Origin of the sequence: Glutamicibacter sp. NPDC087661, assembly GCF_044743275.1 — a bacterium.
Taxonomy (GTDB): domain Bacteria; phylum Actinomycetota; class Actinomycetes; order Actinomycetales; family Micrococcaceae; genus Glutamicibacter.
Window position 1 is genome coordinate 73,505 of sequence record NZ_JBIUWE010000002.1, and the last position, 13,904, is coordinate 87,408.

At 61.6% G+C, this 13,904-nt stretch carries 12 protein-coding genes; 1 reads left to right on the plus strand and 11 read right to left on the minus strand.

All coding sequences use genetic code 11. The features are described from left to right. Positions 1-91: 91 nt before the first annotated feature. The 5 genes from ACIOTN_RS07145 to ACIOTN_RS07165 all read right to left on the minus strand — a co-directional run bounded on the left by ACIOTN_RS07145 (position 92) and on the right by ACIOTN_RS07165 (position 5,473). Positions 92-745: a helix-turn-helix domain-containing protein gene (locus tag ACIOTN_RS07145; RefSeq protein WP_105656052.1), complete on the minus strand. Its 654-nt coding sequence runs from the start codon at positions 743-745 to the stop codon at positions 92-94. A 673-nt stretch (positions 746-1,418) separates the two neighbouring features. Beyond that, entirely contained in the window at positions 1,419-2,081 is a 663-nt protein-coding gene (locus tag ACIOTN_RS07150) for a GntR family transcriptional regulator (RefSeq protein WP_105656053.1), read from the minus strand. 124 nt (positions 2,082-2,205) lie between these two features. Further along, the gene (locus tag ACIOTN_RS07155; RefSeq protein WP_402735036.1) at positions 2,206-3,198 is read right to left on the minus strand and encodes a transketolase family protein; all 993 of its coding nucleotides are present in this window, start codon (positions 3,196-3,198) and stop codon (positions 2,206-2,208) included. Then, on the minus strand, positions 3,199-4,083 hold the full coding sequence (locus ACIOTN_RS07160) for a transketolase (RefSeq protein WP_402735037.1): 885 nt from the start codon (positions 4,081-4,083) through the stop codon (positions 3,199-3,201). Positions 4,084-4,135: 52 nt separating this feature from the next. Next, positions 4,136-5,473, minus strand: a complete 1,338-nt coding sequence (locus ACIOTN_RS07165) for an MFS transporter (protein WP_402735038.1) — start codon at positions 5,471-5,473, stop codon at positions 4,136-4,138. A 245-nt stretch (positions 5,474-5,718) separates the two neighbouring features. Between ACIOTN_RS07165 and ACIOTN_RS07170 the strand changes: the two genes are divergently transcribed. After that, positions 5,719-6,492 carry an SDR family NAD(P)-dependent oxidoreductase gene (locus tag ACIOTN_RS07170; protein ID WP_105656057.1) on the plus strand — a complete coding sequence of 258 codons (774 nt, stop codon included), beginning with the start codon at positions 5,719-5,721 and terminating at the stop codon, positions 6,490-6,492. A 104-nt stretch (positions 6,493-6,596) separates the two neighbouring features. Here the strand turns inward: ACIOTN_RS07170 and ACIOTN_RS07175 are convergent, their stop codons facing one another. The 6 genes from ACIOTN_RS07175 to ACIOTN_RS07200 all read right to left on the minus strand — a co-directional run bounded on the left by ACIOTN_RS07175 (position 6,597) and on the right by ACIOTN_RS07200 (position 13,879). After that, a complete protein-coding gene (locus tag ACIOTN_RS07175) occupies positions 6,597-7,436 on the minus strand; it encodes a transporter substrate-binding domain-containing protein (RefSeq protein ID WP_181149055.1) in 840 nt (279 codons plus the stop codon). A 68-nt stretch (positions 7,437-7,504) separates the two neighbouring features. After that, entirely contained in the window at positions 7,505-9,043 is a 1,539-nt protein-coding gene (locus ACIOTN_RS07180) for an ABC transporter ATP-binding protein (protein WP_402735039.1), read from the minus strand. Further along, positions 9,036-9,887, minus strand: a complete 852-nt coding sequence (locus tag ACIOTN_RS07185; RefSeq protein ID WP_402735040.1) for an ABC transporter permease — start codon at positions 9,885-9,887, stop codon at positions 9,036-9,038. The genes ACIOTN_RS07180 and ACIOTN_RS07185 overlap by 8 nt, the downstream gene beginning before the upstream one ends. After that, positions 9,880-10,833, minus strand: a complete 954-nt coding sequence (locus tag ACIOTN_RS07190; protein ID WP_286134640.1) for an ABC transporter permease — start codon at positions 10,831-10,833, stop codon at positions 9,880-9,882. The genes ACIOTN_RS07185 and ACIOTN_RS07190 overlap by 8 nt, the downstream gene beginning before the upstream one ends. A 1-nt stretch (position 10,834) precedes the next feature. Beyond that, positions 10,835-12,379 carry an ABC transporter substrate-binding protein gene (locus ACIOTN_RS07195; RefSeq protein ID WP_402735041.1) on the minus strand — a complete coding sequence of 515 codons (1,545 nt, stop codon included), beginning with the start codon at positions 12,377-12,379 and terminating at the stop codon, positions 10,835-10,837. 216 nt (positions 12,380-12,595) lie between these two features. Continuing rightward, positions 12,596-13,879: an MFS transporter gene (locus tag ACIOTN_RS07200; protein WP_402735042.1), complete on the minus strand. Its 1,284-nt coding sequence runs from the start codon at positions 13,877-13,879 to the stop codon at positions 12,596-12,598. Positions 13,880-13,904: the final 25 nt, after the last annotated feature.

The window sequence follows — 13,904 nt, forward strand, 5'->3', positions numbered from 1 at the left end:
TCTTGTGGGACGAATTAAAATTTTCTGTTACCGGAATGATCTTGTTGAAGGATTCCGACAGGCTGCCCGTATAAAAAGGTCACGAGTTCTTTCATCGCGGGCCCTGTTCGTTGTTCTCATCTTTATTGTCCGGTTCATTGCATTCGTCATTATCAAGAAGTGCTTGATCCTGCTCGCTTTCTACGTCGTTCGCGGTGCTTGAGTTGCGATCGAAAGTCGAAGCATCTGAACTAGGCAACCCTTTTCTAAGGGACTGTTGCAACGCCGATTGACCGAGATCGGAGGCGGCTAGGTTTCGGATGCCTGTTTGGTTGCGCAGTTCTTTGGCGAACTTTTGGAATGAGGATTCGCCGAGCCCCGATGCGGCTAGTTTTCGGAAGGCCGATTGACCTATGTTCGAGGGTGCCAATCTTGGGAAAGAGGACTGATCCAAACTCGAGGCTTTTCTAATTGCTTCCGACGCGGCCGGAGAGATACGAGCTATCGAATGGTAGCGGTCTTCATCTGATGACTCGATTTCGGGTTCAGCATTGAAAGAAAGATTTATTGATATCCCGAGTGCTTCAAAGGTATCTAACACCTTGCCGAGTTCAGCTCTCGTGCGTACACCCTGCTCCAGGCCTATAAGCCATTTGCGCGAAACGCCTGCGCGGTCGGCTAGGGCTTCTTGAGTGAGGCCGAGTTTCATCCGGGCATCATGCACGAATGCTCCGAGTTCCTTTTGGGTCGAAACGTCGCGATTCATGAAACCTCCTGTTGTGCACGTATATACACATTATTATAAGTGAACGTACGTGCACAATCAAGAAGGTGAATATACGTACACTTTTACGAAAGTATACGTTTGTTCACATTGATTAATGTGAATGAACGTGCGCGTAGGCTTAGGTCACTGGGCAACAGGGAGGTTTCAATAGCGAAAGCTTTTGCGTTAAATCGCTCTTGATGAGCTTTTTCATTTGCGCAAAGTCCAGGTCATCACGATCGCCGAACTTCAGCACCGGAAAAGAGTATGAGGATTTTCGGCAGTCAGAAGTGCTCTTGGTACCTCAAAATAGGGGAGCTGAACGCAGGCCAGGCGTAAAGGGAGCCGGCTATGGGTCCCTCCAAAGCGATGGTATGCATTCCCCTTACTATCACTTTCTTAGAAAATGATAGTAAGGATCCGTGTTGCTATCACTATCCGCTTGGTGGTTCGTGGTGGCGACGTAACCAGTCGAGGAGCAGCACGTGGAAAAAGGAGCGGATCAACGATCCCGTCCGGCACCATTGTCAGGGGCGACTGAACGCTTTGTTCGATGAACGTCCGGCTTTCCAGACCGTATTACCGTAACCGGTACAAGTCCGGTTGGGCCCCGCCGCATCGAGGCGTAGCACAAACACCTCGAGGAGCGAGATGGGCAGACCGCAGAAGATTCCTATGAGCCCATCAGGGTTTCGGCGGCAATGCGCATATGCTCGGAGATTTCCGCGCTGACCGCGGCCCTGTCGCCAGCTTCGATGGTGTCCACCAGCTTGAAATGCCGTGCGACATCCATATTGCGCACCCCGCGTTCGTAGCCGCCGAACATGATTGACATGCGGATGGAGCCCTCAAGCTGCTCCCAGGCATGCAGCAAGGTGTCATTCTCAGACAGCCGGCACAGAGTGCGGTGGAACTCGAGATCCGCTTCGATCCGCTCCTCGATTTCATGGCCCTCGAGTTGCTCCATGGTGCTGACCGCGGAGCGCAGTTGCGCGAGAGCGTCTGAAAGGTCTTCGCGCTGCAGCAACGTCGTTGCCGCCAGGGTTTCCAGCGAGGCACGCACCGCGAAGATGTCCTGGATTTCCTTGTTGTCCAGGTGGCGAACTGACAACCGGCCGCGTTCGCCTGCGGAGACCAGGCCTTCCTGCTCCAGCTGGCGCAAGGCTTCGCGCAAGGTGCCGCGGCTGATCTGCATGGAGGCAGACAGCTCTGTTTCCACCAGATGGGTGCCTTGCTCCAGTTCACCGGTCGTGATGGCGCGGCGCAGGGCGATCAGAGCCTGCTCGCGCAGGCTCTTTTTCCGAAGCCCCACCAAGGAAGAATCGGCCATAGCCATAAAGCGCCCCTCAATCTTGGAGATCAACTGTTGATTGTTAACTGTTGATTTTAGCGCCTTTGGCGGGTGCGTCGAGAGCAACGCACCCGCCAAAGGCGATCGTTCTGGTGGATTACCCGGCGAGCTAGCCGAGTTCGGAGAGGACCTTGGACACAATCGCGCTGATCGACAACCCATAGCGGTCATGGAGTGTTGGCAATGCGCCCGCATCCAAGAACTCATCGGGCAGGCCGATGGGAACGACCTTAGAGGAAACACCGCCGCGGATCATGGTGGAAGCCAGAGTTTCGAACAACCCGCCGATGACCGAGTGGTTCTCCAGTGTGACCACCAGGCGGTCCCCGCTGACCTCCTTCAGGACTGTTTCCGAGTCGAAGGGCTTGATGGTGGGGGAGTGCACCACCGAAACATCCACGTTGTGCTTGGCCAGTTCCTTCGCGGCGTCCAGCGCGCGCATGGTCATCAGGCCGCTGGAGACGAAGACGACGTCACGTCCACCGCGTAGTACTTTTGCCTTGCCCAATTCGAAGCTGTAGTCGTATTCATCCAGGACGGTAGGCACCTTGCCGCGCAGCAGGCGCAGGTAGGTTGGCCCTTCAGAAGCCGCTAGCTGCGGCACCGATTGCTCGATGTCCACCGAATCGCAGGGATCCACGATGGTCAGGTTCGGCATCCCGCGGAAGATGGCAATGTCCTCGGTGGCCTGGTGGCTCGGGCCATAGCCGGTGGTCAGCCCGGGCAGGCCGCCCACGATATTCACATTGAGGTTCGGCTCGGCGATATCCAGGCACAGGAAGTCATAGGCCCGCCGGGCCGCGAACACCGAATAGGTGGAAGCAAAGGGGATCATGCCGGTTTCGGCGAAGCCCGCGGCGGCCCCGAACAGCAGCTGCTCGGCCATGCCCATCTGGAAGAAGCGCTCGGGATGCTGCTGGGCGAAGATGTGCATATCCGTGTACTTGCCCAGATCGGCAGTCAGGCCCACAATGCGCGGATCCTGCTCGGCCGCCTTGGCCAGGGCATGGCCGAAAGGCGCTGGCGCGGTCTTCTGGCCGGGCTCCGCGAAGGAGGCAATCATGGCCGAGGTTTTCAGTCGTGGTTTAGCGGTGGCAGACATTTAGGAGTTGATCCCTTCGAAGCCTTCGGTGAGTTGGTCGCGGCAGATCTGCCATTCGTTGTCTTCAATGCGCATGAAGTGGGCTTTCTCGCGGTTTTCCAGCAGCGGAACGCCGCGGCCTACCTTGGTGTCGCACAGGATGACCGAGGGGCGCGAGGCGAGGGCCGCTTGGGCCGCGATGTTGTCGAAGGCCTGCAGCAGCGCTCGCGGGTCATTGCCGTTGATCCGCTGGGCATACCAGCCGAAGGCTTCCCATTTCTCGGTGACCGGTTCGGTGCGCAGCACGCCGGCGGTCGCGCCATCGGCTTGCAGGGCATTGATGTCCACCATGGCCGTCAGATGGCCCAGCTGGTGGTGTGCGGCACCCATGGCCGCTTCCCAAGTGGAGCCTTCATCGAGTTCGCCGTCGGAGAGGAAATTGATCACCCGCTGGGTCCTGTTCTGGTGGCGCAGGCCCAGGGCCATGCCCACCGCGATGGACAGGCCGTGCCCCAGCGAGCCGCCGGAGATTTCCATGCCCGGGGTGTAGGTGGACATCCCGGACATCGGAAGCCTCGAATCGTCCGACCCGTAGGTTTCCAGCTCTTCCACCGGGATGATGCCCGCTTCGGCCAATGCGGCATAGAAGCCGATGGCGTAGTGGCCGGTGGAAAGCAGGAAGCGATCGCGGTCTTCCCAGTCAGGTTCTGCCGGACGGAAGTCCAGCTGGTCCGCGTAGACGGCCGCGAACATGTCCGCAGCGCCCAATGCTTGACCTACATATCCTTGGCCCTGCACCTCGCCCATGTTCAGCGAGTGGTGGCGGATGCGGTAGGCGGCGTCGCGGACCCTTTCGGTGCGCTGGCCCAAAGTCAGCGTCTGGTTGTCGGTGGCTGCAATTGCCATGGGAAGTCCTTTCAGGAATTCAACGGGTCGGGGTTCGGGTTGGCTCACCGGGTCAGACGCAACTTGCCTGCGGATTCTCGGCGATGGCTTGGTCAGCAAGGTGGCGTTCGCGAGGGCCCCAGGTTTCCTTGGTCACCAGAGCCGCCCACAGGCCGATTAGCGCGTAGCCGATGAAGAGCGCGGCCGGGCCCATCCAGCCGAACTGCATGAAAAGCAAAGTGGTGATGAACGGGGTGAAACCGGAAACCATGGCCGAAATCTGGTAAGCCAATGAGGCGCCGGAGGAGCGGGTCTTGGCCTGGAAGAGCTCCGGGAACCAGGCCCCCTGGGCACCTGCCATGGAGTTCTGGCAGATGGCATAGGAGATCACGATCGTGGCAATGATCATCAGGAACGAGCCGGTGTTGACCATGAGGAACATCGGAATGCCGAAGAGCGCGGCAAAGGCGCAAGCGAAGAGGTAGACGGTGCGACGTCCAACGCGGTCGGTGAGCCGGCCCCAGCGGTAGGTCGCGTAGATGCCGATGGCCGAGGCGATGCTCAAGGCGGTCAGCGTCTGCCAGTTCGCGGCCAAGCCAGTGGTGTGCAAGTAGGAGATCATGTAGGTGATGGAGACCGCGTAGCCCGCGGTCTCGGCAATGCGCAGCCCGATGCCGCGCAGGATATTGCGCCAGTCGGTGCGGATGACATCCTTGATCGGCGACTTGACGATCTGCCCTGATTTCTTCACGTCATCGAAGACCGGGGACTCCGGGACCTTCGAACGGATGACCAGTCCCACGATCACCAGCAGCAGGCTGGCCAGGAACGGAACACGCCATCCCCAGTCGCCAGGCAACTGCACGCTGACCAGGAACACCAGATTGGCCAGCAGCAGCCCTACCGGGAATCCGGACTGGACAATCCCGGTGAACCTGCCCTTTTGCTTCCATGGCGCGTGTTCGTAGGTCATCAGGATTGCCCCGCCCCATTCGGCGCCGAAGGCCAGGCCCTGGACAATGCGCACGAAGACCAGAAGCGCTGGAGCCAGCACGCCGACCTGCTCGTAGGTGGGCAGCACGCCGATGAAGAATGTAGCAAGGCCCATGACGATCAGCGAGGTGACAAGCACCGGCTTGCGCCCGATCTTGTCACCGAGATGGCCGCCGATGATCCCGCCCAAGGGCCGGGCAGCGAAACCTACGCCCAAAGTGGCGAAGGATGCAAGCGTTCCCGTGAGCGGGTCAGCGCCGGGGAAGAATACGTGTCCGAAATACAGGGCGGCCGCGGTGCCGAAGCCGATGAAATCGTAGGTTTCAATGGTGGCTCCAACGCTGGAGCCTATCGCGACGCGCTTGGCGTCCTTGGTGCCGTGGATCGGGCCACGCATTTCTAGAGCTTCGCTGCTCATGAGTGGCTCCCTTCGTGAGTTGTGGGATGCGGGCAATTTTCATTGTTGACAGTCAACACTAATAGAAGTGTGAGCGACGGCACAAGTTCTGTCAAGAGAAAATTTAACAGTTGACTGTCAACAGTAAACAAAACTATCGTGGTGTGCACCACAAACTTCTGGTGCGTTTGTCCAGAGCAGAGCACCGCAACCACCAAGTTCGCCTCATCGTTGTTCGGGCGGGCCGTATTGAAAGCAGGAATCCGATGAATCAAACCCAGCGCACTGCAGTACTAACCGGTGCCACCTCGCCACAGGGGATCGGCATCGAAACCGCCCGGCACCTGGCCCGGGAAGGCTGGGGCATAGCGATTCTGGATCTGGACCACTCCGCATCCGAGCGCGTAGCCACGGAGATTGCAGAGGAATTTGGCGTGCCGGCATTCGGCCACCAGATCGACGTTGCCGACGAATCCTCGGTCGCCGCGGCCCAGGCGGCGGTGGCAGCCCGCGTCGCCGCGGGGGAACTGCCTCCTACCGGTGCCGTCGTGAACATCGCGGGGATTACCTCCCCGGTGGATTTCCTGGATACGACTTTGGAGATCTGGAACAAGATCATGAACGTCAACGCCACGGGCACGTACCTGGTGACTAAGGCATTCCTGCCGGAAATGATCGAGAGCGGATGGGGACGTGTGATCAACATGTCCTCTGTCTCTGCCCAGCGGGGCGGCGGAGTCTTCGGCAAAGTCCCCTATTCCTCGGCGAAAGCGGCAATCCTCGGGTTCACCAAGGCGCTGGCCCGCGAAATCTCGGCCAGCGGCGTCACCGTCAATGCGATTGCGCCGGGCGCTGTGGATACCAACATCCGTGTTGGCAGCACCGACGAGCAGGAGGCGGCCATTGCCGCGGGCATCCCCATTGGGCGCACCGCAGCCACTGGGGAAGTCGCATCGGTCATTGGCTTCCTAGCCTCAGAAGGTGCTTCCTACCTGACCGGCACCACCATTGACATCAACGGTGGCAGCCACATGCATTAGCAGTTCCTGACTTGTGCCAGTACAAGGAAAAGAAGAAGCCAGCGGCCACGCCCCGAGAAAGTTCGGGGCGTGGCCGCTGGCCTATTGTCATGTTCTGGCGGCGGCTATCCGAACCAGGGCTTCTCGGCAGCCGCGAGAGTCCCATCGTTCTTGGCCATGTTCAGCCACTGGTTCACGTATTCCTGGAACTCGTCATCGCCCAGCGGCAGCAGGTACGCCTTCTGGGAGAAATTGAATGGCTGATCCGGGTGCACCGCGCACAGCTCGGGGTGCTCGTTGGCCACCCAGCGGGTCTCCGAGGCGTCGGTGGTCATCACGTCGGCACGCCCGGCAATGATCTCATCGAAGATCTTGTTGTTGTCCTCGAAACGGATGATCTCGCCCTTCGGGTAGTTCGCATCAGCGAACTTCTCGTTGGTCCCGCCAATCGGGGTGATGGAACGGACCCCGGGCTGGTTGATTTCCTTGACCGTGTCGTACTTCTCCACGTTCTCGCACAAGGTGATGGGCGTCTTGCCCTCGTCCAGGGTGGCTTCGCTGTAGTAGGCCTGCTGGGCGCGTTCCATGGAAATGGATACCCCGCCCACGGCGATATCGCATTCGGAGAGGAAGTCCGGCATCAAGTCCTTCCATGAGGTCTGGATGAACTCGGGCTCTGCGCCCATCGACTCGGCAAGATTCTTGGCCATCGTGATGTCGATTCCCGACCATTGCCCGGTGTCCGGGTCAAGATAGGTGAACGGCCGGTAGTCCCCGGTGGTGCAGACCTTCAGCGTTCCGGCTTCAGCTACGCTGGCCAGTCGGGTGCTCTCGGAAGCTGGCTCCTGGGCGTCGCCGGAATCCGGGGCTGGAGCCGAACAGCCTGCAAGGAACAAGGCTGCGCATAGGGCCAGCAATGGCAACCGGCGGGTAATGGACGGATTCTTCTGCGAACTGTCGGTCATAGTCCATTAATCTATAAGCGGTCCAAGTCAGGGCACAAGAGTTCCGGGTTTTCTTACGCGAGCAGAAATCAGCCGGCAGCAGGAACCGCCGCAGTGATATCCAGTGCGGTCACGAGATCCTTGCTGTGCTGGTGTTCCGCATTGCCCAGGAACTCGTTGAGCGGACGATGCTCCACCAGCTCGCCCTCGTAGAACACTGCCACGTCGTCACTCACGTAGCGGATCACGTCCATGTCGTGGGAGATGACCACCAGGCTCAGCCCCATGCGCTCGCGCAAATCAAGCAGCAGGTCGAGGATGTGGCGCTGGGCTACCGAATCCAGTGCCGAGGTGGACTCATCGCAGATCAATACCTGGGGGTCGGTCAGCAGCGCCCGCGCGATGGCCAGGCGCTGGAGCTGGCCGCCGGAGCACTGGCCCGGCCTACGATCCAGTAATTGCTCGGCCAATCCCACCTGGGCCATGGCTTGCGCCATGCGCTCGCCGGCCTGGGTTGCCGGCAGCCGGTGCACCGCCGCGCTCATCGACGTGCGGAGGGAAAGCCGAGGATCGAAGGACGAGTACGGTTCCTGGGCAATGACCTGCACCCGTGTTGCTTCGCCATTGCGGTGCGTATCGATGATCCGTCCGGTCGTCGGCTCTTCCAACCCGGCCAGCAGCCGGGCGAAGGTGCTCTTGCCCGAGCCGGAGCGGCCCACCACTCCTAAGACCTGGCCGCCGTGCAGGCGCAAGCTTGTGGGATTCAATGCTGCCGGTCCCTTCGCGCGGCGCGTGTAGTTCTTGCCCGCATCCACCGCTTCCAGCAAGCATGCGGAATCCTTAACGCGTGGCGTGCGCAGGGGAGGCAAGCTGGCTTCCACCAGCTCGCGTGTCTTGGCGTGACGGTCCCTGGAAAAGATCTGCGCGGTGGGGCACTGGTCCACAATTTGCCCGTCGCTGACTACTACGACGCGGTCTGCGATGTGCTGGATGCTGGCGATGTCGTGGGTGATGAACAGGACGCCCACTCCACGTTCCTGCTGCTTGCGGCGCAACAATTGCAGCACTTCGGCCTTGAGAATCGAGTCCAAGGATGACGTTGGTTCATCAGCCAAAATGAACTCCGGGTCAGCGGCCAAGGCGATGGCCAGCATGGCGCGTTGGGCCATCCCGCCGGAAAGCTGGTCCGGGCGCTGGCCGGCAATCTGCTGGGCAGGGGACAGGCCTACTTCTTCGAGCAAGGACAGCACCTGCTGCTCGTGCTGGCGGGCTTTGCCCCAGCCGTGGGCTCCCAGGGCTTCAAGCAGATGCGCGCGGATGGTCAGCCGCGGGTTCATCACGCGCTTGGGCTGCTGGAACAGCATGCTGATACGCCGTCCGCGCACCGAGTCCATGGCCTTCTCGCCCAGCTGGTCAAGGCGCAGGCCGTCAAGCAGGATCTGCCCCTCGGCACGCAACTGCTGGGGCAGCAGGCCGATGATCGCCTTGGTGAGCAGCGTCTTGCCGGAACCGGAACGCCCGACAACCGCCACCAATTCGCCCGCTCGCAGGGCGCCGCGTGCCTCGGAAAGCAATCGCTGATCGCCGGAGCTGACCGAAAGGTCAATGAATTCAAGTTCTCTAGTCATGGGCTTCCGCCTTGGCGTCGGTGGCCAGCACGTCCTGCCCGCCCAGCACGTGGGTGATTCGATTGCCCAGCAGGGTGACGCAGAAGCTGACCAGGAAGATGGCTGCGCCCGGCGCAATCAGGCCCCAAGGGGAGCGGATGGCATGGGGCTGGGCTTCGGCGAGCATTGAACCCCAGTCGGACTGCGGCGGCTGGACGCCGATGCCCAGATAGGACAAGGAGCCGAGCAATACGAGCAGCAGACCGAAGCGCAATGCCGCCTGGGCCAGCACCGGTCCAGCCACGAAGGGCAGCACGTGGTGGCGCAGGATGAACCAGCGCGAAGCACCGACATGCCTGGAGGCTTCGACATGGTGGGTGGATAAGGCCTGGGCCGTCATGGAACGCACCAACCGTGCGGTGGGGGTCCATGCCACCACGCCCACGGAAAGCACCATGGTGAAGAATCCGGGGCCCATGACCGCGATGATCAGCAGCGCAATCACGATTTCGGGCAGCGCGAGCAGCAAGTCGTTCACGCGCAGGAAGACCTCATCCAGCCACCCGCCGCGCACCGCGCTGAGCAGGCCCAGTGCGGTGCCAACCAGCAGTGCGAACAGCGTGGTGATCAGTGCTACCGATAGCGAGAACCGGCCACCGTGCAGCACCCTGCTCAAGGTGTCGCGGCCCAGGGCATCGGTGCCCAGCAGATGGGACAGGCTGGGACCTTGCAACCGGTCCGCCAGGTTCTGGGCGTCGGGGTTGTAGGGGGAAATCCACGGAGCGGCGATGGTCAGGACGACCACCGCCAGCAAGATGAACGCGGGAGGGAAAAGCAGGATTTCCCTGGAATGATTCCTAGCCATGTCGTACACCAATCCTCACATTGGGATCGCTGATCCTGTGCACCAGGTCAACGATTCCGGTCACCACTACAGCACAGGTGACGACCACCACCACGCCACCCTGGGCGACCGGGATATCGGCATCGACGATGGAGTCGAAGATCAGCCGGCCCATTCCGGGAATGGCGAAGATGACTTCCACGATGACCGACCCGCCCAGCAGCCCGGCAAACCAGACACCCACCATGGTCCACAGCGGCAGCAAACCGTGGGGAACCACATGGCGGACCAGCCCCTGGGTGCTGCTCAGCCCGCGGGCGCGGGCGGCCAGCACGTGCTCGGAGTCCAATGCCTGGCGCACCCCAGAGCGCACCGCGACGGTGAAGAAGCTGATGGGGCGCAAGGCCAGAATGAAGACCGGCAGCACCATCGAGGCCGGGGATTCGAAACCGGCCGAGGGAAGCAGCGAGAAGCGCACCGCGAAGAGCAGGACCAGCAGCGGAGCCAGCGCATATTCGGGGATGGCAATCAACGCATGGGTCGCCGAGGTGATCAGCCTATCGGGCCACCTCCCGGCACGGGTGGCCGACAGCACTCCCAAGACAATGGACACGGCGATGGCCACCACCAACGCGCTGCCGGCCAAGGACAGGGTGACGCCAATGGCCGGCAGCACCTGGTCGGCTACCGGGGTGCCGCTGATATGCGAGATGCCCATGTCTCCAGTGGCGAACCGGCCCAGCCACCGTCCGAACTGCACCAGCATCGGGTCGTGCAGGCCGAATTGCTGTGCGTAGGCCTGCACCGTTGCCTCGTCGGCGGCCCCGATGTCCATGCGGGCGCGCAGCAAGGACCGCACGGGGTCCCCGGGGGAAACGAAGGGGACCAGGAATACCGCGAAGGATGAAAGCAGAACTGCTGCGCCGAGTCCAATGGCCCGGCGCAGCATGGTGGCTAGAGGAGACACGCTAGCTGGTCTTCGCCAGATCCTTGGTCAGCACGTAGCGAGTCAGCGGGTCCTGGACGTAGCCCTGGACCTTGGCTCCCACGCCGTCGATAGCCTGCTCGTTGACCAGCCAGACGTTCGCTGCATCGTCGGCGAGCAGATTGCCTGCCTGGCGGTACAGGTCGTGGCGCTGGGCCTCGTCCTTCTCTGCCATTGCCTGGCCGATCAGCTGGTCGTAGTCCTTGTTGCAGTAGTGGCTCAGGTTGTAGCCGCCCTCGCAGGTGTAGTCGGACTGCAGGAAGCCGATCGGATCGGCAATGTCGATCATCCGGTTGCGCTGGCTGAGGATCATGTCGTAGTTGCCGGCCAGCACATCGGGTTCTGCGGCGCCGTAGGACTTGGTCACCACATTGGCCTGCAAGCCGATCTGCTTGAGCTGCTCCTGGATGATGGCCCCCACGCCGGCGAACTCCGCGCGTTCGGTGATCGCAATGATTTCCAGCGGCTTGTCCTGCTGGTATCCGGAAGCTTCCACCAGCTTCTTGGCTTCTTCGATATTCACCTGCGGTACGGCCAGATCCGGGTTGGCCCAGGGCTCGCTCGGGGCGAAGGGGCCGGTGGCAGGCTGCGCTGCGCCTTCGTAGATGCTGGCGGCCATGGCCGGTAGATCCAGGGCCATGGTGGCGGCCTTGCGCAGCTCCCGGCTCTCGAATGGAGCGCGCGAGTTGTTCAGGTACAAGGTCGAGGTGCGAGGCGAGTCGGCCTTGAGCACGCTGATCTTGCTATCGGCTTCCAGAGCCGCCAGGCTGGTGGTCGGGATGGACATGGAAATGTCCGCTTCTCCGGTCTGGACCTGGGTGGCGCGGGTGGCGCCTTCGGTGATGTAGCGGATTTCGCCGCCGGCCAGCTTCACCTCTCCGTCCCAGTAATTCGCGTTGCGGTCCAAGGTCAGGGACTGCCCGGCTTTTTCGGAGACCGGGGCAAATGGTCCGGTGCAGTGCTTCATCGGGTCGATGCCCTTGCCGGTGTACGCGGCAGGGGAAAGCACTCCGGCGTTCACGCTGGCCATGCGGTAGGGCAGCAACGGATCCGCGGCGGGTGTGGTGACGCGCACGGTATCAGCGTCGAGGGCCTGGACCTTCTTGATGGTCTTGGGGTTCACCGCACGGGCTGGAGCGGTGGCCTCAAGGACGTGGTTCAGCGAGCCGGCAACGGCCTTGGCATCCATGGCGGTGCCATCCTGGAACAGTACGTTCTTGCGCAGCTCGAAATCCCATTCGGTATCCGAGGACTGCTTCCAGGAAGCAGCGAGCATCGGTTCAACGGTTTTGGTGCTCTGGTTGTATTTGGCCAGGGTTTCCAAGCAACCGGCGATGGAGAGCACATAGGCGTCGTCGCTTTCCAACGCCCAGTTGGATACCGGGGCCCGGAAATTGGCCACGACCACGCGGGCTTCCGAGTCCGCGGCTTGTTCCGGGGCGGAGCTCGCAGAGGTGGAGCTGCAGGCGGTCAGCGCCAGGGCAATGGCCGCAAAACCTGCGGCAACGCTCAATCGTCCAAGTTTCATGGAAATCCTTCGGTATTACGTGATGGATTGGCATCTAATGCAATAGAACCTCGGTAAGCGTACCCTAATTAGTTGCCTCGTTTTGCTGATTATGACCCGGCAGGGAAAGCGGAGGAAAAGCCCCCGCAGAGAGCCTGGAAAGAGTGGAAGCTGAGTAGTGCAAACTTGGGGTGCCCCGTGGAAATTCTGCGAGGGCAGCGCGTCATGTGTCGCAGTTCACGCACCCTGGGTCTGCAGGCCTGAACGCCTCAGGAGCGATGCGCCAAGCCAAGAAGCAACGACCAGCGGAATGATGAGAACCAGCCACGGCAGGAATCCGGGGACGTGGCCCTGGCCGGCCTGGGACAAGAGCCAGCCCACCAGCAAATTCCCCAGTAGCACCGCCAGGCCGCCGCAACTGGACAGCAAGCCGAAGTAGGATCCGGTACCCCGGTGTCCGGCGAATCCGGGAACGAGCGAAAGAGCTGCAGGGTGCACGCTCATATGCCCCAAGGCCAGCAGGGTGACCGCGCACAATATGCGTACCGCCGCGGTATTCTCGCCAAAAGCCGTGGCGGGGAGAAAGGCGAGTACGCCGAAACCCAGGGCGCTGGAGACATATCCGCAACGCAGGGTCGCTGCCGCGCCGATCCGTGCGGCGAGCCATGCGATGGGCAATTGCAAGCCCAGGGTCAGCACGGAGATCCACGCGAAAACCAGTCCCAGCCACTGGGTGGGCAGACCCGTGCGTTCCAATTCCAGGGGAATGGCCAAATAGAGCTGGTTGTATGCCAGCAGGTCAGAGGCATGCAAGGCGCAGAAGGCCACGAATTTCCGGTCCGCCAGGCATCGGCGCAGGCTGCCAGGCCGGGCCTGCCGCTTGGCTCGTGGCCCGGCATGATCCGGTGAAGTGCCTTCCGGAGCGTAGCGGCGCAATGCCGCAGCCAGGAACAGTCCGATGGCGATGAAGAAGATTGCCCCGAAACCTGCAACGGCCACGAACCCCCAGTCCCACAGTGCCGCTCCCACCAACGGTCCGGCCACCGCGCCGATTTCTCCGGTGACGCTCAGCCACGCAAAGAGCGTGGCCCGCTTGGCTCCCGTGGGCTGGCCCCTGTCGCGCGCGGTCTGGGCCGCACCCACCAGAATGCTCAGGCCCGGAGAGAAAAGTGCCCCGCCGAATCCGGTGAGCAATGTGCCAAGGATGAACAACCAGAGCTTCGGGTCACCCAAGGATAGGGAGGCGGCCAGCGTGAAGAACCCGGCGGCGCGCACTGCGCAGCCAATGAGGATCATGCGCCGGGCGCCGAAGCGATCGGCCAGGCTGCCTCCGGCCAGGAAGAGGCCCTGCTGGGCGAAAGTCCGGATGCCCAGGATCAGGCCCACCGCGGCGCCTGCCAGCAGGAAGTCGTCGGCCAGCACTACGGCAAGAAAGGGAACCACGGCGTAGAAGCCGATATTGAACAGCGTCTGGGTTCCCAGCAGTACCGGGACTTCGAAGCGGGACGTGCTGGTTTTCATGGACCTCGGGGAACGGGCAGGTGCG